This is a genomic window from Amycolatopsis sp. NPDC114505 (assembly GCF_055633615.1).
Genome location: NZ_JBVKDV010000006.1, coordinates 229864 through 255222, shown reverse-complemented (window position 1 = coordinate 255222; position 25359 = coordinate 229864). Strand labels below are relative to the sequence as shown.

The 25359-nt window shown below is 72.2% G+C and carries 28 protein-coding genes; 10 read left to right on the top strand and 18 right to left on the bottom strand.

Features of this window, described 5'->3' with window-relative positions:
- The first annotated feature begins 1 nt into the window (after position 1).
- Both ACZ7OU_RS47715 and ACZ7OU_RS47710 read left to right on the top strand, forming a co-directional pair.
- Complete coding sequence (locus tag ACZ7OU_RS47715; protein ID WP_470260359.1) at positions 2 to 1429, top strand: benzaldehyde dehydrogenase; 1428 nt, start codon at positions 2 to 4, stop codon at positions 1427 to 1429.
- Positions 1430 to 1436: 7 nt separating this feature from the next.
- Positions 1437 to 2642, top strand: a complete 1206-nt coding sequence (locus ACZ7OU_RS47710) for an MFS transporter (RefSeq protein WP_470243411.1) — start codon at positions 1437 to 1439, stop codon at positions 2640 to 2642.
- Here the strand turns inward: ACZ7OU_RS47710 and ACZ7OU_RS47705 are convergent, their stop codons facing one another.
- Positions 2643 to 2816, bottom strand: coding sequence for a hypothetical protein (locus tag ACZ7OU_RS47705; protein ID WP_364621888.1), 174 nt, complete (start codon positions 2814 to 2816; stop codon positions 2643 to 2645).
- A gap of 103 nt (positions 2817 to 2919) precedes the next feature.
- Here ACZ7OU_RS47705 and ACZ7OU_RS47700 point away from each other — a divergent pair, with 103 nt between their 5' ends.
- Entirely contained in the window at positions 2920 to 3549 is a 630-nt protein-coding gene (locus ACZ7OU_RS47700; protein WP_470260358.1) for a maleylpyruvate isomerase family mycothiol-dependent enzyme, read from the top strand.
- Positions 3550 to 4026: 477 nt separating this feature from the next.
- On the opposite strand, the gene ACZ7OU_RS47695 is transcribed toward ACZ7OU_RS47700, so the two are convergent.
- The 3 genes from ACZ7OU_RS47695 to ACZ7OU_RS47685 form a co-directional block, all read right to left on the bottom strand.
- Positions 4027 to 4473, bottom strand: coding sequence for a nitroreductase family deazaflavin-dependent oxidoreductase (locus ACZ7OU_RS47695; protein ID WP_470243413.1), 447 nt, complete (start codon positions 4471 to 4473; stop codon positions 4027 to 4029).
- Between the two features lie 52 nt (positions 4474 to 4525).
- Positions 4526 to 4705: a hypothetical protein gene (locus ACZ7OU_RS47690; protein WP_470243414.1), complete on the bottom strand. Its 180-nt coding sequence runs from the start codon at positions 4703 to 4705 to the stop codon at positions 4526 to 4528.
- Between the two features lie 83 nt (positions 4706 to 4788).
- Positions 4789 to 5367, bottom strand: a complete 579-nt coding sequence (locus ACZ7OU_RS47685) for a TIGR03086 family metal-binding protein (protein WP_470260357.1) — start codon at positions 5365 to 5367, stop codon at positions 4789 to 4791.
- Positions 5368 to 5467: 100 nt separating this feature from the next.
- On the opposite strand from ACZ7OU_RS47685, the gene ACZ7OU_RS47680 reads away from it, so the two are divergent.
- The 3 genes from ACZ7OU_RS47680 (at position 5468) to ACZ7OU_RS47670 (ending at position 8800) form a co-directional block, all read left to right on the top strand.
- Positions 5468 to 6727, top strand: coding sequence for an amidase family protein (locus ACZ7OU_RS47680; RefSeq protein ID WP_470260356.1), 1260 nt, complete (start codon positions 5468 to 5470; stop codon positions 6725 to 6727).
- Positions 6728 to 6734: 7 nt separating this feature from the next.
- On the top strand, positions 6735 to 7538 hold the full coding sequence (locus ACZ7OU_RS47675) for a MerR family transcriptional regulator (protein ID WP_470260355.1): 804 nt from the start codon (positions 6735 to 6737) through the stop codon (positions 7536 to 7538).
- 77 nt (positions 7539 to 7615) lie between these two features.
- On the top strand, positions 7616 to 8800 hold the full coding sequence (locus ACZ7OU_RS47670; protein ID WP_470260354.1) for an SEFIR domain-containing protein: 1185 nt from the start codon (positions 7616 to 7618) through the stop codon (positions 8798 to 8800).
- A 14-nt stretch (positions 8801 to 8814) separates the two neighbouring features.
- Here ACZ7OU_RS47670 and ACZ7OU_RS47665 read toward each other — a convergent pair whose 3' ends face one another.
- Positions 8815 to 9165, bottom strand: coding sequence for an ArsR/SmtB family transcription factor (locus ACZ7OU_RS47665; RefSeq protein ID WP_470260353.1), 351 nt, complete (start codon positions 9163 to 9165; stop codon positions 8815 to 8817).
- Between the two features lie 54 nt (positions 9166 to 9219).
- Between ACZ7OU_RS47665 and ACZ7OU_RS47660 the strand changes: the two genes are divergently transcribed.
- A complete protein-coding gene (locus ACZ7OU_RS47660) occupies positions 9220 to 10146 on the top strand; it encodes a cation diffusion facilitator family transporter (RefSeq protein ID WP_470260352.1) in 927 nt (308 codons plus the stop codon).
- On the opposite strand, the gene ACZ7OU_RS47655 is transcribed toward ACZ7OU_RS47660, so the two are convergent.
- From ACZ7OU_RS47655 to ACZ7OU_RS47625, 7 genes are read right to left on the bottom strand one after another with little or no spacing between them, the layout of a single operon-like run.
- A complete protein-coding gene (locus ACZ7OU_RS47655) occupies positions 10109 to 11446 on the bottom strand; it encodes a uracil-xanthine permease family protein (protein WP_470260351.1) in 1338 nt (445 codons plus the stop codon). The two genes, ACZ7OU_RS47660 and ACZ7OU_RS47655, sit on opposite strands and share 38 nt — an antisense overlap.
- Positions 11443 to 12075, bottom strand: coding sequence for an SRPBCC family protein (locus ACZ7OU_RS47650; RefSeq protein ID WP_470260350.1), 633 nt, complete (start codon positions 12073 to 12075; stop codon positions 11443 to 11445). Before ACZ7OU_RS47650 ends, ACZ7OU_RS47655 begins: the two co-directional genes overlap by 4 nt.
- Complete coding sequence (locus ACZ7OU_RS47645) at positions 12075 to 14417, bottom strand: xanthine dehydrogenase family protein molybdopterin-binding subunit (RefSeq protein ID WP_470260349.1); 2343 nt, start codon at positions 14415 to 14417, stop codon at positions 12075 to 12077. The genes ACZ7OU_RS47650 and ACZ7OU_RS47645 overlap by 1 nt, the downstream gene beginning before the upstream one ends.
- Positions 14410 to 14892 (bottom strand): (2Fe-2S)-binding protein, encoded by a 483-nt coding sequence (locus tag ACZ7OU_RS47640; protein ID WP_470260348.1) that lies wholly within the window; start codon positions 14890 to 14892, stop codon positions 14410 to 14412. Before ACZ7OU_RS47640 ends, ACZ7OU_RS47645 begins: the two co-directional genes overlap by 8 nt.
- A complete protein-coding gene (locus tag ACZ7OU_RS47635) occupies positions 14885 to 15754 on the bottom strand; it encodes an FAD binding domain-containing protein (RefSeq protein ID WP_470260347.1) in 870 nt (289 codons plus the stop codon). The genes ACZ7OU_RS47640 and ACZ7OU_RS47635 overlap by 8 nt, the downstream gene beginning before the upstream one ends.
- The gene (locus tag ACZ7OU_RS47630) at positions 15751 to 16527 is read right to left on the bottom strand and encodes an alpha/beta fold hydrolase (RefSeq protein WP_470260346.1); all 777 of its coding nucleotides are present in this window, start codon (positions 16525 to 16527) and stop codon (positions 15751 to 15753) included. Before ACZ7OU_RS47630 ends, ACZ7OU_RS47635 begins: the two co-directional genes overlap by 4 nt.
- The gene (locus ACZ7OU_RS47625; protein WP_470260345.1) at positions 16524 to 17513 is read right to left on the bottom strand and encodes an amidohydrolase family protein; all 990 of its coding nucleotides are present in this window, start codon (positions 17511 to 17513) and stop codon (positions 16524 to 16526) included. The genes ACZ7OU_RS47630 and ACZ7OU_RS47625 overlap by 4 nt, the downstream gene beginning before the upstream one ends.
- A 160-nt stretch (positions 17514 to 17673) precedes the next feature.
- Between ACZ7OU_RS47625 and ACZ7OU_RS47620 the strand changes: the two genes are divergently transcribed.
- The 3 genes from ACZ7OU_RS47620 to ACZ7OU_RS47610 are packed head-to-tail and all read left to right on the top strand — an operon-like array spanning position 17674 to position 19906.
- Positions 17674 to 18282: a UbiX family flavin prenyltransferase gene (locus ACZ7OU_RS47620; RefSeq protein ID WP_470260344.1), complete on the top strand. Its 609-nt coding sequence runs from the start codon at positions 17674 to 17676 to the stop codon at positions 18280 to 18282.
- Positions 18279 to 19211: a LysR family transcriptional regulator gene (locus tag ACZ7OU_RS47615; RefSeq protein WP_470260343.1), complete on the top strand. Its 933-nt coding sequence runs from the start codon at positions 18279 to 18281 to the stop codon at positions 19209 to 19211. The genes ACZ7OU_RS47620 and ACZ7OU_RS47615 overlap by 4 nt, the downstream gene beginning before the upstream one ends.
- Positions 19208 to 19906 carry a GntR family transcriptional regulator gene (locus ACZ7OU_RS47610; protein ID WP_470243429.1) on the top strand — a complete coding sequence of 233 codons (699 nt, stop codon included), beginning with the start codon at positions 19208 to 19210 and terminating at the stop codon, positions 19904 to 19906. The genes ACZ7OU_RS47615 and ACZ7OU_RS47610 overlap by 4 nt, the downstream gene beginning before the upstream one ends.
- Here the strand turns inward: ACZ7OU_RS47610 and ACZ7OU_RS47605 are convergent, their stop codons facing one another.
- Genes ACZ7OU_RS47605 through ACZ7OU_RS47580 form a run of 6 tightly spaced genes read right to left on the bottom strand, consistent with a single transcriptional unit; the run spans position 19907 to position 25342 of the window.
- Positions 19907 to 20611 (bottom strand): GntR family transcriptional regulator, encoded by a 705-nt coding sequence (locus ACZ7OU_RS47605; protein WP_470243430.1) that lies wholly within the window; start codon positions 20609 to 20611, stop codon positions 19907 to 19909.
- Positions 20611 to 22035 carry a UbiD family decarboxylase gene (locus ACZ7OU_RS47600; protein ID WP_470260342.1) on the bottom strand — a complete coding sequence of 475 codons (1425 nt, stop codon included), beginning with the start codon at positions 22033 to 22035 and terminating at the stop codon, positions 20611 to 20613. The genes ACZ7OU_RS47605 and ACZ7OU_RS47600 overlap by 1 nt, the downstream gene beginning before the upstream one ends.
- Complete coding sequence (locus ACZ7OU_RS47595) at positions 22032 to 22736, bottom strand: isochorismatase family protein (RefSeq protein WP_470260341.1); 705 nt, start codon at positions 22734 to 22736, stop codon at positions 22032 to 22034. Before ACZ7OU_RS47595 ends, ACZ7OU_RS47600 begins: the two co-directional genes overlap by 4 nt.
- Complete coding sequence (locus ACZ7OU_RS47590) at positions 22733 to 23698, bottom strand: ABC transporter substrate-binding protein (RefSeq protein ID WP_470260340.1); 966 nt, start codon at positions 23696 to 23698, stop codon at positions 22733 to 22735. The genes ACZ7OU_RS47595 and ACZ7OU_RS47590 overlap by 4 nt, the downstream gene beginning before the upstream one ends.
- Positions 23695 to 24453, bottom strand: a complete 759-nt coding sequence (locus ACZ7OU_RS47585; protein WP_470260339.1) for an ABC transporter permease — start codon at positions 24451 to 24453, stop codon at positions 23695 to 23697. The genes ACZ7OU_RS47590 and ACZ7OU_RS47585 overlap by 4 nt, the downstream gene beginning before the upstream one ends.
- A complete protein-coding gene (locus ACZ7OU_RS47580) occupies positions 24437 to 25342 on the bottom strand; it encodes an ABC transporter ATP-binding protein (protein ID WP_470260338.1) in 906 nt (301 codons plus the stop codon). Before ACZ7OU_RS47580 ends, ACZ7OU_RS47585 begins: the two co-directional genes overlap by 17 nt.
- Positions 25343 to 25359 lie beyond the last annotated feature (17 nt).

Sequence of the window (25359 nt, the reverse complement as noted above, 5' to 3'; positions counted from 1 at the left end):
CATGACGTTGCTCGACGAAGACTTCGTCCGCGGTACCGGCGGGACCCACCCGGTCGTCGAGCCGGCCACCGGGGAGACCCTGGGCCGGGTGGGCATCGCGACGCCGGACGACGTCGCCGCGGCCGCGACCGCGGCGGCGAAGGCCCAGCGCGACTGGGCCAAGCGCAAGCCCGCCGAGCGCGCCGCGGTGCTGCGCCGCGCCGGTGAGCTGTGGGAGACCCACGCCGCCGAGGTGCAGGACTGGATCGTCCGCGAAACCGGTTCGACGCGGCCCAAGGCCGGGATCGAGACGGAGATGGCGGCCGGGATCTGCTTCGAGGCCGCGGCCCTGCCCACCCACCCGCGCGGTGAGGTGCTGAGCACCGGCGAACCGCGCTGGTCGCTGGCCCGCCGCGTCCCGGCCGGGGTGGTTTCGGTGATCTCGCCGTTCAACTTCCCGCTGATCCTGGCGATCCGCTCGGTCGCGCCCGCGCTCGCGCTCGGCAACGCCGTGCTGCTCAAGCCGGACCTGCGCACCGCGGTGTCCGGCGGGGTGAGCATCGTGCGCGTCTTCGAGGAGGCCGGGCTGCCCGAAGGACTGCTGCACCTGCTGCCCGGCGACGCCGCCGTCGGCGCCGCGGTGGTCGACGCGCCCGAGGTGTCCGTCGTGTCGTTCACCGGCTCGACCGCCGCCGGGCGGAAGGTCGGCGAGGCCGCCGCGCGGGCGCTCAAGCGCGTGCACCTGGAGCTGGGTGGGAACAACGCGCTCGTCGTGCTGCCGGGTGCCGACGTCGCCAAGGCCGCGTCCGCCGGCGCGTTCGGCTCGTTCCTGCACCAGGGCCAGATCTGCATGACGACCGGCCGCCACCTCGTGCACGAGTCCCAAGTGGACGACTACGTCGAGGCCCTGGCGGAGAAGGCCCGGCGGCTGCCGGTCGGCAACCCCGCCACCGGCGCCGTCGCGCTCGGCCCGATCATCGACGACCGGCAGCTCGCGCACGTCACCGACGTCGTCGACCGCGGTGTCGCGGCGGGAGCGCGGGTGCTGGCCGGCGGCAAACCCGACGCGCCGTACTACCCGCCGACCGTCCTCTTCGGACTGTCCGATGAGAACCCCGCCTGGCGCGAGGAGATCTTCGGCCCGGTCGCGCCGGTGCGCGCCTACCGCGACCTCGACGAGGCGGCACGGATCGTCAACGACTCCGCGTACGGCCTGTCGGTCGGCATCCTCGGCGACGTCGGCACCGCGATGACGCTGGCCGACGAGGTCCGCTCGGGCAAGGTGCACATCAACGAGCAGACCGTCGGCGACGAGCCCACCGCGCCGTTCGGCGGCGTCGGCGACTCCGGCAACGGCTCCCGCTTCGGCGGCGCCCAGGCCAACATCGAGGCCTTCACCGAGACCCAGTGGCTGACCGTCCGCGCCGACATCGCGGGCTACCCGTTCTGAGGAAACCATGACAACGACGTCTTCCCGTCCCGTGTGGACGGCGGTCCTCTGCTGGCTGACCGTCCTGCTCGAGGGCTACGACCTGGTCGCGCTGGGCGCCACCATCCCGACCCTGCTGAAGAGCGGCCACCTCGGCTTCACCGCGGCCGGCGCGACCGCGGTCGCCACCGTGTCGCTCATCGGCGTGGCGGTCGGCGCGGCCGGCCTCGGCCCGCTCACCGACCGCTTCGGCCGCCGCGGCATGCTCATCGGCTCGGTGCTGCTGTTCTCGCTGTTCACCCTGCTGACCCCGCTGGCGCCGAACGTCGCGACGTTCGGGATCTTCCGGTTCGTGGCCGGGCTCGGCCTCGGCGCGTGCATGCCGGTGGCGCTGACCGTCATGACGGAGAACCTGTCGGCGCGCCGGCGGGCCAGCGCGAGCACGTTCACCATGACCGGCTACCACGTCGGCGCGGTGCTGACGTCGATCCTCGCGCTGTCCGCGAAGGACGACTGGCACCTGCTGTTCTACGGCGGCGGGATCGTCGGCCTGCTGGCCGTGCCGCTGATGTGGTGGAAGCTGCCGGAGTCGGCCGCCTACCTCGCGTCCCGCGAGGACGCGGCGGCCGAGCGCGTCGGCCTGCGCGACCTGCTCGGCGCGCGGTTCCGGCGGATCAGCATCGCCGTGTGGACCGGGTCGTTCATGGGGCTGCTGCTGGTCTACGGGCTCAACACGTGGCTGCCGCAGCTGATGCGCACCGCGGGCTACCCGATCTCGACGTCGATCACGCTGCTGCTGGTGCTCAACATCGGCGCGGTGCTCGGGCTGGTGCTGGCCGGCACGATCGCCGACCGGTTCGGCATCCGCCCGATCGCCCGGATCTGGTTCGGCGCGGGCGCGGTGCTGCTCGCGGCGCTGAGCCTGCGCATCGGGAACGCGTTCGTGCTCAACGCGGTCGTGCTGCTGACCGGCGTGTTCGTGTTCTCCGCGCAGGTGCTGATCTACGGGTACGTGGCCCAGGCGTTCCCGGCGCAGGCGCGAGGCACCGCCCTCGGCCTGACGTCGGCGGTCGGGCGGCTCGGGTCGATCCTCGGGCCCTTCGTGACCGGCGCGCTGGTCACCGCCGGGGTCGCGTACCCGTGGGGGTTCTACTTCTTCGCCGTCGTGGCCGCGTTCGGGCTGGTCGCGGTGCTGATGCTGCGCAGCGAGGCGCGTGCGCCGGCGATGGTCTAGTCAGGCCGTTTCCTCGGGTCGGCGGCGCATGGTGGGCTCGGGGTTCTCGGTGCGGCGGTCGGAGTCCTTCAGCACCTCACGGGCCTGGGCTTCGGGGTCGGCGCTGTCGGCGGCCTGCTCTTCCGGGAGCAGCTCGGCGCGGGTTTCGGTGCGGTCGGGGATCTTGTCGTCCATGCCGGGGTTGGTACCCGCTGCCGTCCGGCGTGTAACGCCCCGGGCGTCCCGGACGACGTGCGAGCACCGGGATCGCCGATCCCGGACGGCCCGAGGAGGCCCGATGCCGGACGCCGGTCCCTGGCCCGAGATCCACCGGGAGCGCGCCGCGCTGGCCGATGACCTCGCGGACGTCGATGCCTGGTCGACGCGCTCGCTGTGTCACGAGTGGACAGTCCACGACGTACTCGGCCACCTCGTCTCGACCGCGACGCTGACCCCCGTCACGTTCTTCGCCCGCCTGGCCGGCTCCGGGCTCCGGTTCGCGGCGATGACGACGAAGAACATCGCCCGCGAGACCGCGGACGGCCCCTCGGCGACCCTCGCCCGGCTGCGCGCGCACGCGGACGACAGCACCGGGCCGCCAGGGCCGGCCGACTCGTGGCTCGGCGAGGTCGTGGTGCACGGCACGGACATCCGGTGGCCGCTCGGGCTCGACCGCGCGTTCCCGGCCGCGACGCTGACCCGGGTCGCCGAGTTCTACCGCCGGTCGAACCTGCTGATCGGCGCGAAGAACCGGGTCGCCGGGCTCACGCTGCGCGCGACCGACGCCGAGTGGTCGGCCGGGAGCGGGCCGGAGGTGTCCGGCCCGATGCTCGCCCTGGTGATGGCGATGACCGGCCGGGAGGCGGCGCTGGAACGGCTGTCCGGCGCCGGGCTCGAGCGGCTTTCGGCCCGGTGCCGGACGGCTTGAGCACGCTGCCGGCTGACGGTGGCTGACTAGGTCCGGCCGCCGTCGCGGTGGACGGCGAACGCCACGCCGGCGGGGTCGTCGGGGAACCGCCGCCGGCCGGGCCGACGGCGAGCAGCCCCACCGGCGCCGGGCTCGACCGGCTTTCGGCCCGGTGCCGGACAGCTTGAGCGCGCTGCCGGCTCACGGTGGCTGACCGGACCCGGCCGCCGTCGCCGGCTGCGCTGCCGGCTGACGGTGGCTGACGGTGGCTGACCGGGCCCGGCCGCCGTCGCTGGCTCGCGCCGCCGGCTCACGGCAGCCAGCAGAACCCGGCCGCCGTCGCGGTGGACGGCGAACGCCACCCCCGGCGAGGCCGACGCCGAACGCCACCCCGGCGGGGTCGTCGACGAGCAGCCGCCGGCCGACCCGCCTGTGGGTCCCACCGGCGCCGGCCACGTGGATCCTCGACCAGAGGCCGGCTCGGGCTTGCCCGCCGGCTCAGGCCGGTTCGACGCGGAACACCGCGATGCGCTCCGCCGCCGCGGCCGCCGCCTCCGGGGTCGGCGCGTCCGCCAAACCCGTGATCACCAGCCGCTTTCCGACGCTGGCCGGGCTGTTCGCCACCAGCTCGCGCAGGAGCGGGCGCCGCTCCTCGACCGGGACCTCCGTCAGGCGGGCCGGTGACGTGCGGCGGCCGCGGGTGAGCGTCACCTCGGCCGCCGCACGGGCGTTCGCGACCCAGGCCGCCTTCGGGTAGGCCTGGAAGATGTAGCGGTCGCCGTCGATCGGGATGACCGCGATCGGGAACGTGCGCGGCACCCCCGTGCGCCGCCCCGGGACGGTGAGCAGCTGCATCGGGCCGAACGCGACGCCCAGCCGCTGGAGCCCGACGACGATCTTGTTCCCGGCGTTGACCATCCGCCGGTAGTTCTGCGCTGTTGTCATGCCACGACCGTACACTAGATCATATGAAACTCATATCATCTACGACTCGTACTTAGTGTCGTTCCGGACCGGGTTCCGTCTCCGGCGGCAGCGGGTCCGGGACCGGCGTGCCGGGCTCCGGGGCCGGCCGGTCCGGACCCGGGCCGGGCAGCGCCGGGTCCGGCACGACGGGATCCGGCGGGGGTGCCTCGGGCGGCGCCGGGGGTGCGGTCAGGCGAACTGTGGTCGGCATCGGTCTTCCCTCCGCCACGCTGCGCCGTCCGCGACTCGGACGGCGATCACCGATGGTTACCACCGCGACGCGAACCGAAACCCCTACGCCGGCACCGGCGCCCACGCCCGGCGGCCGAGGAACGCCAGCATCCGCGTCTGCTCGTCGACGCCGGTGGGCGGGACCAGCTCCGGGCCGAAGAACCCCGGCCGGCGCACGATGTTCGCCCGCGCCCAGCCGAACGCCACCGTCACGAGCTCCGGCGGCAGGCGCACGTCCTGACCGGCCGCCGAGCCGATGTCCCAGCTGTGCGTGAGGAGGTCGGTGGTCAGCAGCGTGACGAGGCCCGCGACCGGGATCTCGCCGAGCCCGGGCACCGCGACCAGACGGCTCAGCTCCACTTCGGTCAGCGTGCCGACCCGGGCGGCCCGCCACGTCCCGACGGGGTCCGCCCCGGCCAGCGCGGCGGGGTGCGGCGCTCCCGGCGCGCCCCCGGTCTCGGGGTAGTCCTCGCCGGTCGCCCAGGCCCGCAGCTGGTGCTGGCCCCAGATCACGTGCCCGGCGACGTCCCGCACCGACCACTCCGCGCACGCCGACGGCGCGTCCCACCGGTCGGCGCGCACCGCGGCCAGCACCGCTTCGAACCCGTCCTGGGCGCGCCGGTACAAGTCCATCGTGTCCATTTCGCTCCTTCGTCGAGGTGGTTCCTCCCCCTTAGGACGAACAGGCGCGGCCGAACTGGACAGTTGACCCTGACACCGTGTCAGCCGTTATCCCGGACCCATGACGTTCTTCCGCACCGCCACCGAGGTGGCCGCCGACCTCCGCCGGGGCACGCTCTCGTCCCGTGAGCTGACCGAAGGGCTCTTCGCGCGCATCGACGCCTCCGACGTCAACGCCGTCGTCGCGACCCGCCGCGAGTTCGCCTTGACCGCGGCCTCGAAAGCCGACGCGACGACCGGCGGTCCGCTGCACGGCGTCCCGATGACGGTCAAGGACGCCTTCGCCGTCACCGGGCTGGCCACGACCTGGGGCGAGCCGGCGTTCGCCGACGCCGTGGCGGACGAGGACGCCGAAGTCGTCGAGCGGCTGCAGGCGGCGGGCGCGATCGTCGTCGGCAAGTCGAACGTGCACCACCTGCTCGCGGACTTCGGCCAGACGGCGAACCCGATCTTCGGGCGGACGCTGAATCCGAGGGACCCCGCGCGGACGCCGGGCGGGTCGAGCGGCGGCGCGGCGGCCGCACTCGCGGCCGGACTGTCCTTTTTGGAGTACGGCTCCGACCTGGCCGGGTCGATCCGGATCCCGGCGGCGCACTGCGGCGTCTACGGCCTCAAGCCGACGCCGGGAACCGTGCCACTGCGGGGTTTCCAGCCGCCCGGGCCGCCGACCGAGCTCGTGCGGGAGTTCCCGTCGGTGGTCGGTCCGCTGGCCCGGTCGGCGGCCGACCTGCGGCTCGCGCTGAGCGTCACGGGCGAGCCGGGAACGCCGTCGCGGCGTTCGAAGCTGACGGACTTCCGCGTCGGCGTCGTCCTCGACGACCCGGCCTGCCCGGTGACCGACGAGGTCGGCCGGGCCCTGTCGGACGCCGTCGACGCGCTCGCCCGCGCCGGCGTTCAGGTCGTCGAAGGCTGGCCGGACGGCGTCGACCCGGTCGTCCAGGCGGAGGCGTTCGGTTTCCAGGTCGAGTGGTTCTTCGCCGCGCAGGAAGGCCGCGAACCGGACGGCGCGGCCGAGCAGGAGCGGCAGCGGACGGCGCTGGAGGCGGCGTGGGCCCGGTCCTTCGCGGACGTCGACGTCTTCCTCTGCCCGACCGTCTTCACGACGGCGATGCGGCACGACGACCGGCACCGCTACGACGACCAGGTGTTCTGGGTCGCGCAGGCGTCGCTGCCCGGGCTGCCGGCGGTGAGCGCGCCGGTGGGCGGCGCGCTGCCGGTCGGGCTGCAGGTCGTCGGGCCGGCGCGTGAGGACGACACCGCGATCACGTTCGCGGAGCTCGCCGCGGACGTCCTCGGCGGGTTCGTCCCGCCTGCGGAATGATCGGGGCGTGTTCTCGATCGGCGACTTCGCCCGCCACGGCCGGGTGTCGGTCCGGATGCTGCGCCACTACGACGCGCTCGGGCTGCTGCGGCCGGCGCGCGTCGACCCCGCGACCGGCTACCGCAGCTACACGGCGGGCCAGCTGGCACGGCTCAACCGGATCGTCGCGCTGAAGGACCTCGGGTTCACCCTCGAGCAGGTGGCGACGCTGCTGGCCGACGACGTCTCGGCGGAGCAGGTACGCGGCATGCTGACGCTGCGGCGCGCGGAGCTGGAAGCGGCGCTGGCGGAAGGCGCGGCGCGGCTCGCGCAGGTCGAGGCGCGGCTGCGGACGATCGAGGAAGAGGGGCACGCACCGGACGTCGTGGTCAAGGAGCTGCCGGCGCTGCGGGTGGTCGAGCTGACGGGCGTGGCGGCGGGGTTCGCGCCCGAGGCGATCGGCCCGGTGGTGCGCCCGCTGTGCGCGGAGCTGGGCCGCCGTATCGGTCTCGCGGACGTCACCCCGACGGGCCGCCTGACGTGCTACTACGAGCAGCGCGCGGAGGACGAGGTCGTGGTGCACGCGGCGCTCCCGGCGTCGATCGGCCCGGGCGACCTCAACGGTCTGGCGGTCGCGGACCTGGCCCCGGTCCGCGCGGCGACGCTGGTCCACCGCGGCGCGATCGACGGGGTGCTGCCGAGCTGGCAGGCGGTGGTCCGCTGGATCGACGGCCACGGGTTCGCCTCGGCCGGGGCGCAGCGGGAGCTGTACCTGGACTGCCCGGAGGATCCGGCGGGCTGGGTGACGGAGCTGCAGGAACCGATCGGCTGAGGTTTGCTCTGCCGTTGCTATCGTTCTTCGCCAGAACAACGCCCGCTCACGCGGCCACGGCGAAGAGGATCCACCCGATGGTGTCGCCCCACCCGAAGACTTTCGTGTCGTACACCCACGACAGCGCCGAACACTGTGCCGCGGTCCTGGCGTTCGCGAACTTCCTGTGCGCACACGGGATCGACGTCGAACTCGACCAGTGGGCCGGCGAACGCCAGGACTGGTACGCTTGGGCGCTGAGGAACATCACCGAAGCCGATTTCGTGATCGTGGTGGCGTCGGAGGGCTACCGGCGGATGGGTGACGGGAACGGTCCCGTCAATCGCAACCTCGGTGGGCAGGCGGAAGCCGCGGCACTCCGGGAACTCCTGCAGCGCGATCGGGGGAACTGGACGCGCAAGCTCCTCCCGGTCGTACTGCCCGGCCACGATGTCGACGAGATCCCGCTGTTCCTGCAACCGTACAGCGCCGACCACTACATGGTGTCCGCTCTGACGCTCGAGGGAACCGACGGCCTGCTCCGCCACCTGACCCGGCAGCCGCTCCACATCCGTCCCGAACTCGGCGCTCTGCCGGTTCTCCCGCCGCGCGCCGCCTTCCCCGCTCCCGCCGCCGGGCAACGCGGGGTGGCGCTTCTCCAGGAACTCACGCTCACCTGGCGTTCGGAACTTCTTTCGCGGCATTACCAGCCGCAAGAACCGCTCGTCGAAGTCCACCTTGTCCCGGCTCAACCGACCGCGCGCTACGGGGTGGTGCAGCTCGAGCGGATCTCCGACGACCTGGCCGGGCTCGGCAGAGCCGAGGGGCTGTTCTCTCAGCAGCAGTCCGTGACCGTCGACTCCAACGCCGATGTCGCTTCGGCATATTCGACCGACTGGCGATCCGGGCAAGGCGGCCTCGCCGTGCTGCGCACCGGACAACGCTCATGCTGGTTCGCTCTGTCCAAGGCGGCCATCGGCCACATCCTGGACCGGGACGACCTGTCACTGAAGATCGCGGACCGGTTGCAGTCGCTCCTGCGGATCGACCTTCCGCTGCCGGGAATCATCGCGCCGGCGATCGGCTTGGACCCGGTCACTTCGACGACGAGGCTGGGCAAGATCGCCGAAGCGTCGGCGAACACGGCGAAACTCAACCTCGGCACACCCGAGCGCATCCGCGTCGATCCCGAAGAGACCTTTTCGTCCGAGGACCTGCGCCGATCGACTCAGGACGTCGGCGAAGAGCTGGCAGCGCGGCTCGCCGTCGCCTTCAAGCGCTGATCTACTCCGATCGGCTAGGGCCGGTGGGCGTGCTCCGAGGGGAGGTCTCGGTCCAGGTGGTCCGCGTGGTGCAGGGCCTGGGCCAGCAGGCCGCGCACGTGGTTGTCCGCTGCCGAGTAGTACACGAACGTTCCCTCGCGGCGGCCCTTCACCAGGCCCGCCAGCCTCAGCTTCGCCAGGTGCTGGCTGACCGCCGTCGGGGCCGCGCCCGCCAGTTCGGCCAGGCAGGCCACCGAGGACTCGCCCTGCAGGAGCGCCCACAGGACCTTGATGCGGGTCGGGTCGGCCAGGAGGCGGAACGACTCCGCGGCCAGGTGGACCTGCTCGTCGGTGGGCATGTCGAACTCCGGCAGCGACGCGTGCATGGCGTGAACCTTACTACTTGCGTATCTGCGTGCATGCGCAGATAGACTCACCGCATGGGACACGGACACGGGCACAGCCACTACAGCTCTCTCGACACCAGCCGGCGGGGCCTGCGCACGCTGACCTGGTCGTTCGCCGCGCTTTTCGTGACCGCTGTCGCGCAGCTGGTCCTCGTGCTCCTCACCGGGTCGGTCGCGCTGCTCGGGGACACCATCCACAACTTCGCCGACGCGCTGACCGCCGTCCCGCTCGGCGTCGCCTTCGTGCTGGGCCGGCGGGCGGCGACGCGGCGGTACACCTACGGCCTCGGGCGGGCCGAAGACCTCGCCGGGATGGTCGTCGTGCTGGTCGTCGCCGCTTCGGCGGTGCTCGTCGGGTACGAATCCGTGCGGCGGCTGCTCGATCCCGAGCCGGTCGGCCACCCGTGGGTGGTCGCCGTGGCGGGCGTGATCGGCTTCGCCGGCAATGAGCTCGTCGCGCGCTACCGGATCAAGGTCGGGCGGGAGATCGGGTCGGCCGCGCTGGTCGCCGACGGGGTCCACGCCCGCACGGACGGCTTCACGTCACTGGCCGTCGTCGCGGGTGCCGCCGGGGTCGCGTTCGGGTTCCCCGCCGCGGACCCGATCGTCGGGCTCGGCATCACCGTCGCGATCGTGTTCGTGCTGCGCGACGCGGCGAAGGAGGTCTTCCGGCGGCTGCTGGACGCCGTCGACCCGGCCTCGGTCGAGCTGGCCGAGCGGACGGCACTCGACGTCGAGGGCGTGCTCGGCGCGCGTGACCTGCGGATGCGGTGGATCGGGCACCACCTGCGGGCCGAACTGGCGGTCACCGTCGCGGCGGAGCTGACCGTGCGCGAAGGGCACACCCTCGCGCACGAGGTGGAGCACCGGCTGATGCACGCGGTCCCGCACCTGACCGCGGTCGTCGTCCACACCGAACCGGCTAGCTCCGGCGCAACCCGAACGCCAGCTTCAGGATGACCAGCAGCACCGTGCCGAGGATCAGCGGCTGCGCCAGGATCAGCTGGACGACCGCCGGCATGACCTTCAGCGTCGTCGCGGGCACGAACAGGCCGCCGATGGCCGTGATGAACGGGAAACCGGCCAGCATCAGGTTGTCACGCGACCAGTGCACGCCCGAGAGGACGTCGATCGCGCTGGCGAACAGGACGCCGAACAGCACCGTGCCGGCCGCGGCCAGCACCGGCAGCGGGACCGCCTGCAGCAGCCGGTCGAACGGGCCGAGCCCGCCCAGCACCAGCAGGATCACGCCGGTGGCCAGGGTGACGTACCGCGAGCCGACCTTCGTCACGCGCAGCAGGCCGATGTTGTCCGGGTAGGCCAAAGTGGACAGTCCGCCGAACACCGCGCCGACCGTGCTGCCGAGCACCTCGCCGAACACGCCCTGAGACACGCGGTGGCCGGACAGCTCCTGCCCGCCCCAGCCCGCCACGATGTCGTAGGTGGCGATGCTCTCGGCGATCGCGGGCAGCAGCGTGATGAAGAAGATCAGCACGAGGTCGCCCTGCACGGCGAAGCCGAACGGGAAGATCCGCGGCACGGTGACGCCGATGTTCTCGCCCACCGCGCCGAAGTTCGTCGGCGCCAGCAGCGCATAGACGACCGTCCCCGCGACGACGGCGACCAGCACCGCACCCCGGCGCAACAGCTTTCCACGACGCAGCAACGTCAACGCGATGACCAGCGCCGCCGCGACACCGCCGGCGAGCAGGTTCACCCACGGGAAGCCGGGACTCGTGGGCGTGCCGAGCCAGTTGGGCAGGGCGGTGCTCGTCAGCTGGGTGGCGAGGATCAGCACGAGCACGCCGGAGATGATCGGGTCCCGCACGAACTTCGCCAGGTACGTGATCGGCCCGAAGCGCTTGAGCGGGATCGCGATCACGCACCAGATCAGCCCGGCGACGACCATCGACCCGAACGCGGCGCCGAGGCCGCCGCGCCCGTGCCCGACGGCCAGCAACGCGGCCAGCGAACCCGCGTACGGGCCCTGGATGATCGGCAGCCGCAGCAGCAGGACCGACTGCAGGATGACCACCAGCCCGGACGTCATGAACGTGACGCCGTAGAGGTAGGCGGTGTCCGCGGCGGACAGCTTGAACGCGGTGCCGATCAGCGCGGGGAAGATCAGCAGGCCCGCCATGCCGAGGATGTTCTGGATCCCGAGCCCGACCGCGCTGCCGACGCGGACCTTGTCGTCGATGCCGACGTCGAAGACGGGCACCGGCTCGGGTGGCGCCGGGACGGTGATGCGCGTGGTCATCTCGACTCCGGGGCGGTGGCGCGCAGGCGGGCGGCCCAGCGCTCGAGGATTCCGGCGAGGACGACACGGATGAGCGCGGACGCTTTCATGGCGGGGACCTCGGCGAGCGGCGCGGGGGGCGGCGCGCTGACCGGCGAGCTGACGGGCTCCGGAGCAGGCGCAGCCGTGGCCGCGGGCTCGTCGCCCTGCTCGATGCGCTGCCGCACCTGGGAAGCCAGCTCGCCCACCATCCGGCCCGAGACGTCCGCCATGATCCCGCGGCCGAACTGCGCCAGCTTGCCCGAGATCGTCAGATCGGTCGCGAGCACGACGTTCGCCCCGTCGCCCGACGGCGTCACGCGCATCGTCGCGCGGGCCTTCGCCGTGCCCGATCCGCGCGTGTCCTTGCCGTCGGCCAGGAGCACCGCCGTGCGGGCGACCTCGTCGCGCTCCACCACCTTCGCCACGCCCTGGTAGGCCGCCGTCACCGGGCCGACCTTGATCTTCACCTTGCCTCGGTAGGAATCCTCGCCGAGGTCCTCGGTCAGCTCCGCGCCCGGGAAGCACGCGGCGACGTTGTGGGCGTCCCGCAGGAACCGGTAAACCTCGTCGGGGTCGGCGGCGACCTCGAAGGAGTTCTCGATGAGCATCAGCAGACCTTCTTTCCGGCGGCCGAGGCGGCGAGCAGGGCGTCGACGATGCGGGCGGGAGTGACCGGCGCGCGGGTCACGCGGGCGCCGAGGGGGCGCAGCGCGTCCTCGACGGCGTTGGCGATCGCGGCCGGCGGCGGGACCGTGCCGCCCTCCCCCGCGCCCTTCGCGCCGAGCGGGTTGAGCGGGCTCGGCGACTCGATGTGGAACAGCTCGACCGGCGGCACCTCGGCCGACGACACCAGCGCGTAGTCGAGGTAGCTCGTGGCCTGCGGGGTGGCTTCGTCGTCGTAGACGGCCTCCTCGTACATCGCGTTGCCGAGGCCGTGGGCGAACCCGCCGAGCACCTGGCCGTCGACGAGCAGCGGGTTGATCACCTTCCCGCAGTCGTGGCCGATGACGTACTTGAGGATGGTGATCCCGCCGGTCTCCGGGTCGACCTCGACCAGCGCCGCGTGCGCGCCACTCGCGTAGGCCGCGCGCTCCGGTGAGAAGTAGCTCGCCGTCTCGAGACCGGCGGTGATCCCCCGGGGCAGCGTGATGCCGTGCTTGCCGATGTTCGCCACCTGCGCGAGCTGGTGCAGGGACACGGACTTCTCGCGGTCGCCGCCCACGCACGCCAGATCGCCGTCGAAGTCCACTTCGGACGAGGAACAGCCGAGTAGCACCCCCGCCGTGTCGAGCAAGCGCTCTCGCATCTGCTTGGCGGCGTCGAACACCGCCGGGCCGCAGGTGGCCGTGATGCGGGAGGCGAACGTGCCCTGGCCGAACGGGATCCGCGCGGTGTCGCCCGTCGTGACGTCGATGTGGGCCATGTCCAGGCCGAGGCCGTCGGCGGCGATCTGGGCGTAGATCGTCTCGTAGCCCTGGCCCTGCCCGGCCGCCGCGAGCGTCACGAGGATCCGGCCGCGGTTGGTGACGCGGATCTTCGCGCCTTCGTACGGGCCGAGGCCGCAGCCTTCGACGTACACCGCGAGCCCGATGCCGACATAGCGACCCTCTTCGCGCAGCCGCGCCTGCTCCGCCCGCGCCGCGTCGTAGCCGATGCGGTCCAGCGCGCCTTCGAGCAGCGCCGGGAAGTTGCCGCTGTCGTAGGTGAGCGGGCTGCCGTCGCGGAACATGATGCCGACCTGGTACGGGAACTCGTCGGCCTGGATGAGGTTGCGCCGCCGCACTTCCGCGGGGTCGAGCCCGAGGTGCGCGGCGATCCGGTCCATCATGCGTTCCATCACGAACACCGCCTGCGGCCGGCCCGCGCCCCGCACCGACGAGGTCGGGACCATGTTGGTGTAACAGGCCCGCAGCTCGATGTCGATGTTCGGCACCTTGTACGGGCCGGGCACGGTCGACGTCGTGATCGACGGCACCTGCAGTCCGGCACAGTACGCGCCCTGGTCGTGCTCGATCACGTCCTTGACCGCCAGCAGCCGCCCGTCGTCGTCGAACCCGACCTCGACCTGGTGGGTCTGCGAGCGTTCCATCATCGCCGAGACGAAGTTCTCCTGCCGGTCCTCGACCCACTTCACCGCGCGGCGCAGCTTCTTCGCGACCCACGGGACGACGACTTCTTCGCCGTAGAACTGGGCTTTCGGGCCGAAGCCGCCGCCGACGTCCGGCGGGGCGATCACGCGCAGGTCGTCCTCGGCCATCTCGTAGATCATCGACAGCTGCTGGCGCGCGTAGTGCGGTGACTGCGTGGTGTCCCAGATGGTCAGCTGCCCGGTCGCCGGCTCGAAGCGCGCGGCCACGGCCCGCGGTTCCATCGAGTGGCCGCCGCCGCGCATCTGGTAGAACTCCTCGCTCAGCGTGTGCGGGGCGGTGCTCAGCGCTTCCGCGGCGTTGCCGGCGCTCTGGGTGAGCAGCACGGCCACATTGGACTCTTCGCCGGTGTGCACGAGCGGGCCACCGGGGCGCAGCGCGGCGGCGGTGGAGCCGACGGCGGGCAGGACCTCGTAGTCGACGTCGATCAGTTCCAACGCGTCTTCGGCGAGGTAGCGCGACTCCGCGATGACGACGGCGAGGGGTTCGCCGACGTAGTGCAGCTCCTCCGGCGGCATCGGCAGCCGCGGGTAGTCGCGCAGCTGCGGGTGCAGCACCTTGGGCGCCAGGGGTTTCTGGATCTCCATCAGGTCCGCGCCGGAGAACACCGCGACGACACCGGGCAGCGCGCGGGCTTCGGACGCGTCGAACGCCGTGATCCGCGCGTGCGCGTGCGGCGAGCGCAGGAAGGCCGCCGCGAGGGCGTCGGGGAGGTCGAGGTCGTCGAGGTAGCGGCCCTGCCCGGTGAGCAGCCGCTGGTCCTCGCGGCGCGGCAGCCGCCGCCCGATCATCGCGTCAGGCATCGGACCGTCCTTTCGCGACGTCCAAAACGGACTGGACGAGCCCGCTGTACCCGGTGCAGCGGCAGATGTTCCCGCTCAGCACCTCGCGCGCCTGGGCCTCGTCACGCACGGTCTCCTCGCGCAGCGCGGCCGTGACGCTCATCAGGAACCCCGGCGTGCAGAACCCGCACTGCAGGGCGTGGTTGCGCTTGAACGCCCGCTGCAGGGGCGCCAGCTCGCCGTCGGTGGCCAGGCCTTCGACGGTCTCGACCGCCGCGCCGTCCACCTGCACGGCGAGCATCAGGCACGCGCGCGTCGCGGCGCCGTCGACGATCACCGTGCACGCGCCGCAAACGCCGTGCTCGCAACCGAGGTGCGTGCCGGTGAGCCGCAGCTTCTCGCGCAGGAAGTCCGCCAGGGTCAGGCGCGGGTCGACGGTCTCGTCGAACGGCTCGCCGTTGACCGTGCCGCGAACCGCGTGGGTGGCTTCAGGCATGGGCTTTCTCCGTGATATCGGTGAGCGCGCGCTTGACCAGCACGCCGGTGAGCCGGGCGCGGTACTCCGCGCTCGCGTGGATGTCGCCGGTGGGGTCGACCTGGGCGCGGGCGGTGGCCTCAGCGGCCGCGCCCAGGTCGGGTCCGAGGGGCTGCCCGATGACGAGCAGCTCGGTGTCGGTCAGCCGCTGCGGGGTCGGCGCCACCCCGGCCGCCGCGATCCGGCACGCCGTGACGACGCCGTCGTCCACTTCGCACACCACGGCGACGCCGGCCAGCGCGAAGTCGCCGCGCCGGGTGGCGAACTCGCGGAACGAGGAGAACTGGTTCGCCCCGGGCCGGTCGACGCTCACCTCCAGCAGCAGCTCGTCGGGCTCCAGCGCGGTGGTGAGGTGGAACAGGAAGAAGTCCGCCGCGGACACCGTCCGGACGCCCCGGGCCGAGGCCAGGGTGAACTTCGCGTCCAGCGCGGTGAGCACGCTCGGCAGCTCCGCGGCCGGGTCGGCGTGGGCCAGGCTGCCGCAGATCGTGCCGCGGTTGCGGATCTGCGGGTGCGCGACCTGGTGCAGCGCTTCGGTGAGCACCGGCAGCAGCCGTGCGGCCTCGGCCGACCGTTCGACGTGCCGCTGCCGGACCAGGGCGGGGATGGTGATCGTGGCGTCGCCGAAGTCCGGCGTCTCCCACCGGGGCCCGATGCGGTTGATGTCGACCAGGTGCTCGACGTGGGCGAGGCGGAAGTTGAGCATCGGCATCAGGCTCTGGCCGCCGGCCAGGACCTTGGCGTCGTCACCGAGGTCGCGCAGCAGCTCGAGGGCTTCGTCGAGCTCGCGCGGCGCGTGGTAGGTGAAGCGGGCGGGTTTCATCGGGTCTCCGTGACGCGGCGCAGGTGCTGCCGGACGCGGCCGGCGAGCAACGGGCGTTCGACGAGCGACAGGTGCCGCAGGTCGGGCAGGATTTCGAGTTCGGCACCGTCGATGCCCTCGGCGAGCTGCCGGGCCATCGACGGCGGGGTCGCGTAGTCGTGCCGCCCCACCAGGACCAGGGTCGGCGCGGTGACCGACGGCAGCAGCGGCCGGGAGTCCATGGCCCCCATGGCGATCGACGCCGCCGCGTGGGCCTCGCTGTTGGTGCGCAGGAAGATCTTGACGACGCGGTCGGCCTCGTCCGGGTGCCGGTCGCGGAACTCCGGGGAGAACCAGCGGTCGAGCTGGAAGGTCACCTGCTTGGCCCGCGGCACGGCGACGGCTTTCTGCGCGCGCTCGGCCCACGTCGTGCCGGCGTCTTCGCCGTACCAGGCCGTGGTGTCGGCCAGCACGAGCGACCGGACGCGCTCGGGGTGGCGCCCGGCGAAGTTCACCGCGACGCTGCCGCCCATCGACAGGCCGAGCAGGCTCGCCGAGGGCAGGTCGAGGGCGTCGAGGGTGCGCGCGACGTCGTCGGCGAGGTCCTCGATGGTGAACGGCTTGCCGTCCCAGGCGCTGTCGCCGTGGCCGCGCAGATCGAGGGCGAAGACCTGGAACTCGTCGGAAAGGGCTTCGGCCAGCGGCGTCCACAGCTCGCCCGAGAGGGCCAGCGGGTGCAACAGGACCAGGGGCTCGCCCGCGCCACGCCGGCGCACGGCCAAGGGCTTGCTCATGCGGGCCTCCGGAAGAGCGTGGGGTGCAGGATCGCGTCGACCGCCGCGGCGTCGAGGCCGCTTTCGCGGACCGTCCGGACCGGCTCGGGGTCGCCGAGCGCGAACGGGTAGTCGCTGCCCAGCAGGACGCGCTCGGGGCCCACGAGCCCGGCCAGGAACGCGATCGCCGGACCGGACAGCCCGACCGTGTCGTAGTGGAAGTCGCCGAGGTAGGCGGACGGCTTCCCCCGCTCCAGCTCGCCGGCGAAGGCTTCCTTGGTGCGGTACCCGCCGTCGAGGCGGTGGGCCTGGTACGGCAGGAAACCGCCGCCGTGCACGAGCACCAGCCGCAGGTCCGGGTGGCGGTCGAGGACGCCGGCGAGGATCAGCTTGGTGACCGCGACGGTGTTGTCGATCAGCCGGCCGTGGACGTTGCCCATCGTGCCCAGCGACGTGAGGTCGCCGGACGGCCCGCACGTCGGCGGGTGCAGCACGACCGGGATCCCCTCGGCCGCCGCGAACGTCCACAGTGGATCGAACGACGGCTCGTGCGGGGCGGGGCCGGCGGGCGGGTCGGTGTTGAGGATCAGCCCGGCGAACTCCGGCCGTTTCCACGCTTCGAGGAGGTCGTCCGCGGCCCGGTCGCCGTCGTCGGTGGCCACCGAAGCCAGCGCCACGGTGCCGGCCGCCGACTCCGCCATCGCGTCGTTGACCGTGCGCGCCCAGTCCCGGGCGCGGGCCGGGTTCAGCGGCGCCGACTGGATGTCCAGCCACGGCGACAGGATCTGCCGCGTGACGCCGGCGTGGCGCTGCCAGTCCGCGCGCGGCCCGGCTTCGGTCATCCGCGCGCCGATCGGCCGGGTCTCGCCGGTGCCGGGCACCGCCACCACCCAGCCCGCGTCCGTGCGCCGCGCCGAGAACCCCGCGACGGGGGCCTGTTCCAGCGCGGTCAGCAGCGAGCGCGGCACGATGTGCGCGTGCGTGTCGAGGACTTCCGTCCGACTCACCTCCACCGGTCGGGTTGCTGGTCCGAACGCTAAGCGGGGTGGCGCGGCGGGACCAGCGCGCTTTCCTGGCAGCAGGCGTAAGGAGAACTGACAGCCGCGGTCTCGCTTCCGGCGCGCGTTCGTGCTGCGATGGCAGTCCACAGAGGAAAGGGCGGCGGTCGTGACGGAAACCCGGAACGTGGTCGTGGCGATCACCGGCGCCAGCGGAGCGTGCCTGGGCGTGCGCGTCCTGCACCTGCTGCGGGACCAGCCCGGGATCCGGACGCACCTGGTGCTGTCGAAGGCCGGGATCCTCACCCTGCGCCACGAATGCGACCTCACGGTGGCCGACGTCCGCGCGCTCGCCGACGTCACCTACCGGCCCGGCGAGATCGGGGCGACGATCGCGTCCGGCTCGTTCCCGGTCGCGGCGATGCTCGTCGTGCCCTGCTCGGTCAAGACGCTCTCGGCGATCGCCACCGGCTACACCGACGACCTGGTCAGCCGCGCCGCCGACGTCTGCCTCAAGGAGGGACGGCCGCTGCTGCTGATGGTCCGCGAAACCCCGCTGCACCTGGGGCACCTCAAGTCGATGGTGGCGGTGACCGAGGCCGGCGCGATCATCGCGCCGCCGGTGCCCGCGTTCTACGCGCGGCCGCGGACCGTCGGCGACCTCGTGGACTACACGGCTCGCCGCGCGCTGGCCCGGGTGGGACTATGGGAGCTGGCGCCGGAACCGTGGGACGGCGAACTGACCAGAGCCGACCCGGCCGACCTGCTGGGGCGGTGACGAAAGGGACCGGGGTGCTGGAGGCGCGGCGGCTGCAGATCTTCTCCGCGGTGGCCGAGCACGGCTCGTTCACCGCCGCGGCCGAAGCCCTGTTCATGACGCATTCCGCCGTCTCGCAGCAGATGGCGCTGCTGGAGCGGCAGCTGGGCGTGCCGCTGATGATCCGCGGGCCGCGCGGGATCGAGCTCACCGAAGCGGGCAAGCTGCTGGCCGAACGCAGCACCGGCCTGCTGGGCACGATCGCCCACATCGAGCAGGAGATGTCGGATCTCAAGGCGCAGCACGCGTCGGTGCGGCTCGGCGCGTTCCCGACGGCCGGGGCCGACCTCATCCCCCGCGTCGTGCGCGAGTACCAGCGCCGGTACCCGGAGACGAAGCTCGTGCTGCGCTCGGCGCACGCGTCGGACATGACCGCCGCCCTGCGCGACGGCTCGATCCACCTCGGCCTGGTCTGGGACTACGACTTCGACCCGCGGTCGGTGCCCGCCGACGTCGAGTGGGTCCACCTGGCCGACGACCCGCTGTGCGTGCTGGTCCCGCTGGACCACCCGGTCGCCGGGGAGTCCGAAGTGGAGCTGCGCGAGCTGGCCGGCGAGACGTGGGTGGTGCGCAGCCACCGGCCGCCCTACGACGAGGCGTTCACGACGTTGTGCAAGTTGTCCGGTTTCGAACCGCGAATCGGCTTCGCGACCGAGGACTACCTGTCGGTGCAGGGCCTGGTCGCGGCCGGGATCGGCATCGGCGCGGCCCCTCGGCTGGCGCTGGTCGCGCAGCGCCCCGACGTCGTCGCGGTGGCGATCGCCGGGGCCGCACCGCGGCGGCGGATCGCGGCGGTCCGCCTGCTGGAGGCGAGTCATCCCCCCGCGGCGCGGCAGATGCTGGAAGTATTGCGGGTGGTGGCGACGACCGACCCGGAGGACCACGCGTGACCGAACCGCCCGACGTCCTGCGTCAGATGCTGCTCGACGGGCGCGCGGACGTCTCCCTGGTCGACCGGATCGTCGAGGACCTGGCCCGCCGCATCATCGACGGTTCCCTGCCCCCCGGTGCCGACGTCAACTCGGTGGACCTGGCCCGCCGCTTTTCGACGTCGCGGACGCCGGTGCGGGAGGCGCTGCTGACGTTGCAGCGCGAAGGCCTGGTGGACATCCCGGCCCGGCGGCGGCCGCGGGTCGCGCCGGTGACGCTCGCCCAGGCGCGGGAGCTGTACGAGATCCGGGCGTCGCTGCACGCGCTGGTGAGCGAGCTGATCGTGGCTCAGCGGGCCGATTTGTCGGTGCTCGCTTCCTGGCAGGCGCACCTGCGCGACGATGCCGCTCGTGGCGACGTCGACGCGTACTTCTGGCACAACGTCTCGTTTCGCCAGGCCGAAGCCGAGGTGGCGGGGAACCGGCAGTTGACGCGGTTGCTGGGATCGCTGGGCCTGCGGACGTTGCAGCTGCGGCACGTGAGCTTGTCGTTGCCGGGGCGGCTGGACCGCTCGGTGGCGGATCACGAGCGGTTGCTGGGGGCGTATGCCGACGGGGACGCGGTGCTCGCGACGGCGTTGACGCGATCGATCATCATGACCGGGCTGCACTCCATCGAGGCTTCCGGGTGGTCGGGGCTCGAGGTCGCGGAGTAGTCACACGCCGCCGGCGCGTTCGATTGCCCGGTAACCCCGCATCACCAGCGAGCGGCTCACCGCCGCCGCCAACCCCGCGTCGCGATCCGCATACGCGTTCACCAGCCTCTCGTGGTCCGCCACCGAATGCAGCAACCTTCCCGGCAGCGACAGACTCAAATGCCGGAACCGGTGCATCTGCAGCCCCAGCGAACTCAGCCGCCGTTGCAGCTCGCCGTTCTTCGCCAAGCTCGCCTCCGCGTTGCGGAACCCCACGTTGTGCCAGAAGTACGCGTCGACGTCACCACAAGCGGCGTCCGCCTCCAGCAGACCCTGCCAGCGGCGCAACCCGAAGATCTCCGCGTCCGACGCCCGCGCCACCAGCAGCTCGCTCACCAGCGCGTACAGCGAAGCCCGGATCTCGTAGATTTCGCGCACCTGGGCCATGTCCACCGGGGACACGTACGGCCGCCGGCGCGGGGGGACGATCACCAGGGACTCCCGCTCCAGCAGCAGCAACGCTTCCCGCACCGGCGTCCGCGACGTGCTGAACCGGCGGGCCAGCTCGGCCGAGTTCACCTCGTGGCCCGGCGGGAGCCGTCCCTCGACGATGCCGATCGCGATCTCCTGGAAGATCGTGAACGCCAGCGACGAGCTGCCGTCCACTCCGCGCAGCGCCGTGAAGAGCAGCTCCCGCCGGAGGTCCGCGAGATCGGCCGCGGTCACTAGCCGAGGACCTCGGGCCAGCGCCGGCTCACGTCGGCGATCAGCGACGGGCTCGACTCCGCGACCGCCGGGAAGTCGCCCAGCCGCTCGAACGGCCGGCACGCGTCGATGATCGCGCGGCTGTTGAACGGCACCGATCCCGGCAACGTCAGCGGGTCGACCCGGCTGCCCCACGTCCGCTTCATGACCTCGATGTCGAGCGACGGGTCGGTCCGCCCGCACATCGCCCAGACGACCTCGCCGAGGTCGCGCGGGTTGACGTCGTGGTCGACGACCACCGTGAACCGGTTCATGTACGCCGCGCTCGGCAGCTGCGAAGTCAGGTACGCCGCTTGACGCGCGTGGCCCGCGTAGCGCTGTTCGATCGCGACGATCAGCAGTGACCGCCCGCCGCCCGCTTCGTGCGCCCAGACCCCCCGCAAGCCCGGCAAACCCGTCTTGCGCAACGAATCCGTGATGATCGCGGACTTCATCACCGTGCGCATGTACGAGTAGTCGTGCGGCGGCTTCCCCGGCGGCGCGCCGAGCAGGATCGGGTCGTCGCGGTAGTACACCTTTTCGACGTCGATGGTGAGGATCGGGTCGCGGGAGCCGGAGTAGTAGCCGGTCCACTCGCCGAACGGGCCCTCCGGGCGCTTGTCGTCCGGCCGCACCCAGCCTTCGATCGCGATCTCAGCGTCGTGCGGCAGCGGCAGGCCGGTCGCGAGCCCCGCGATCGTGCGCACCGGCGCGCCGGCCATCGCGCCGACGTAGTCGTACTCCGAGACGTCGCCGGGCACCTCGACGCCGGCCGCCACCAGGTAGGCCGGGTGGTGGCCCAGCGACGCCGCGATCGGCGCCCGGCCCTCGGCTTCGAACCAGCGGCGCAGGTGCTGGGCGCCGTGCTTGCCCGCCTCGATGTTGACGCTCACCGCGCGGCCGTCGTCCTGCACCTGCATCCGGTACGCGCCGAGGTTGATCCGGCCGGTGTCGTAGTCGCGGGTGACGACCGCGCAGCCCGTGCCGATGTAGCGGCCGCCGTCGCCTTCGTGCCAGCGCGGCACCGGGAACTTCAGCAGGTCGACCTCGTCGTCCACATGGGACAGCAGCGGCCCGTCTTCCACCGTCACAGCACGGAATTCGCCCGAACGGGAGATCCACTCCCCCGGCTTGACGGCGAGCTTCTCGACGAGGTCCTCGTCGGTGTTGTCCCAGCCGAGCCCGAGCACCGACCCGAGCAGCCGCGGGTTGCTGACCGAACCGGACAGCACGCGCGATCCGGACGGGTAGTCCTTGATCGCGTCGAACATCAGGGCTTTGGGGTTGCTCCGCCGGTAGTTGACCTGGGACAGCGCGCCGATCTCGAGCTCCCAGTGGGCGCCTTCGACGGTCTGCACCTCCCCGGCCGCCTCGGCTTCGGCGAGCCACTTCCGCAGGTCGGTCATGCCGGGATCCTTCGCGAGGTCTGGCGGAGGTGGCCGATGGCCGCCTCGGCGGTGAGCACGTCCGCGTACTTCTGGTCGAGGTCGAACAGGCTGAGCCAGTGCGACGCCTCGAACCGGTCGAAACAGCAGTCGCCGACGACGCCGACGCGGTAGCCGCGGCTGCACGCGTCGACGACGGTCGAGCGCACGCACCCGCTGGTGGCCTCGCCGGCGACGAGCAGGGTGTCGTGGCCGCCCATCCGGAGCATCGTGTCCAGCGGGGTGCCGTGGAAGCAGCTGGGGCCGATCTTCTCCAGCACGACGTCACCGGCCCACGGTTCCACTTCGGACACGATCGCGTTCGGATCCACTGTGGACTTCGGGTTCAGCGCCGAGCCCGGCTTGCGGTTCCACCGGCCGTACCGCGCCGGCGTCGCGTGGAAGTAGATCACCGGTGCCCCGGCGTCCCGGGCCGCGCGCAGCAGCGGGGCGGTGCGGTCGACCGCCGCCCAGCCGTCCTCGCCGCACGCACTCGGCCAGTCCTCGACCGCGTCGAGGATGTCCCGGCGGGGCAGGCCGAGCGCCGCGTAGTACAGGTCGACGACGAGCACGGCGGGGTGGGCACCCAGACCGAACGGGGCCCGCTTCGCCCACGACGTCGCCGCGAGCACCGCGCGGTCCCGTTCGGTCAGGTACTTCGTCCACTGGGCTTCGAAGCTCATGACGCCGTCAGGCTGTTGTCGATGTACTTCGTGACGTCCGTCGGTGGCGACGTCTTGGCGTTCTCCGCGGCTTCGTCGAAGGCCTGCTTGATCACCTTCTCGTCCACCACCGGGGTCTTCGCCCAGACGTCGAGGAAGAAGTCGTAGGCGTAGGCGGCGAGTTCGGTGCTCTGCACGCCGCTGTACTTCTGGATGCTCTTCACCGTCTCGTTCTTGTGCCCGCGGATGTACTGCAGCGCCTCGGCTTCCGCCGCGACGAACCGCTTGACGACCTCGCGGTTGTTCTGGAGGTACTTGGACTGCACGGTGTAGGCGCCGAGCGGGAACGGCATGTTCGACAGCGCGGCGAGCCGGTGCGCGCCCTTGTCGCGGCTCTCGGTGCCGTTGGGCGGCTGGGTGAGGATCGCCGACACGGCGCCGCTGCCGAGCGCGGCCACCTCGGCCGGGACGCCCTTGACGAACACCGCGGTGACGTCTTCGCGCTTGAGGCCGTTCGACTCCAGCAACGCCGTCAGCCCGAAGTCGCTTTCCGAGCCGGGTGAGGTGATGGCGACCTTCTTGCCCTTGAGCTCCGCGACCGACTTGACGTCCGGGCTCGCCCACATCTCCAGGTTGTAGTGCGGCTCGGACATCGCCACGTACTTGAGGTCCGCGCCCTTCATGATCGCCGCCGCGGTGTCGGCCGCGACGCCGACGCCGATCTGGACGCTGTTGCTGGCCAGCCCCGCGACCAGCTGGGAGCTGTCGTTGAGCCGGGACAGCTTCACGTTCAGGCCGTGCTTGGCGAAGATGCCGTAGTCCTGCGCGGTGTAGAGGTCGGAGTAGCCCGCGCCGAGCGCGGTGTAGCCGATGGTGACCGGCAGCGCGCCGCTGGCGTCGGCGGTGACCGTGCCGCCGGCCCCGCCTCCGCACGCGGTGAGGCCGAGCATGAGGCTCGCGGCCAGGAGGAGGGTGTTCTTCATTGTGCACCTGCCCAGTGGGTGAATCGGCGTTCGACCAGCCGGACGGCCCAGTTCAGCAGCAGGGCGAGCACGGCCAGGAGGACGATCCCGGCCATCGCCGAGTCCATGTCGAAGTTGGAGGTCTGCGTCTGCACGAAGTAGCCGAGGCCCTGGCTGGCCAGGAACAGCTCGGCGACGATCGCGCCGACCAGCGCGCGGCCGACGGCCAGCCGCACGCCCGCGAGGATGTACGGCAGCGTCGCCGGCAACGCGATGGTGTAGAAGAACTTCAGCCGCGGCGTGCAGAACACCGTCGCGACGCGGGTGTAGTCGCTGTCCATGTTCCGGACGCCCGCCGTGATGTTGATGATCAGCGGCAGGATCGCCGCCCACACGATGACGATCACGCGGGAGGTGTTGTCGATGCCGAACCAGAAGATGATGATCGGCAGGAACATCACGTACGGCACCGAGTAGAGGATGTTGACCATCGGCTCGGTCATGTCGTGCAGGATCCGGCTGCGGCCGAGCACGAGCCCGATCGGGATGCCCAGGACGAACGTGATGCCGAGGCCCCACAGCAGTTCCAGGCCGGTCGCGCCGAGCGCCGGGTAGATGTCGCCGGAGCCGAAGAGCTTCACCTCGGCCGCGGCGATGCGCAGCGGGTTGCTGCTGAAGGAGACGTCGACGAGGCCGAGCGCCGTCGCGAGCTGCCACAGCACCAGGACGATCGCCATCCCGGCCGTGCCGAGCAGCCCGCTACGGTGTCGCCGCACCCAGCCGGAGCTCGCCGAGAGTGCCGGCGGTGGGTTCGGTGACGGGTTCGGTGACGCTGTCGTGCGCGGGAGTGACGCTGTTGCCATGGTCCGGCTCCGAAACTGCGGGTTCGTGGTGGAGGGCCGAGAGGATCTTGTCGCCGTAGGCCAGGAACTCGGCGCTGCGCCGCCAGGCGGTGTCGCGCGGGCGGGGCACGTCGATGACCAGTTCCAGCGCGACGTGCGCGGGGGACGGGGAGAAGACGAGGACGCGGTCGGCGAGCAGCACGGCCTCGTTGACGTCGTGGGTCACGAACATCGCGGTCTTCTTCGTGACGGCGTCCGCCTGCCAGATCCGCAGGAGCTCGTCCTGCAGGTTCTCGCGGGTCTGCGCGTCGAGGGCGCCGAACGGCTCGTCGAGCAGCAGCAGCGTCGGGTCGGTGGCCAGGGCGCGCGCGAGGTTGACCCGCTGCCGCATGCCGCCCGAGAGCTCGTGCGGGTACTTCTTGGCGACCTGGGTGAGGCCGACGATCTCGAGCAGCTCCTCCGCCCGCTTGCGGGTGCCGGCGTTGAGCCTGCCCTGCACCTGGGGTCCGAAGAGGACGTTGTCGAGGACGGTCCGCCACGGGTACAGCGAAGCGTGCTGGAAGACCAGCGACCGCTCCGGTCCGGGCCCGGTGATCGGACGGCCGCCCAGCTCGAGGGCCCCGCCGGCGACCGGCACGAGCCCGGCGACGGCCTCGAGGAAGGTGGTCTTGCCGCACCCGCTCGGGCCGACGATGACCACGAACTCCTCGTCGTGGATCTGCAGGTTCAGGTCGAGGCACGCGGTCGAGAACCCGCCGCCGCGCCGGGCCTTGTGGCCGAGCAGCAGGTCCCGCGCGTCCAGGCAGATGGTCGGGACGGACATCAGCACGTCCCCGGGAT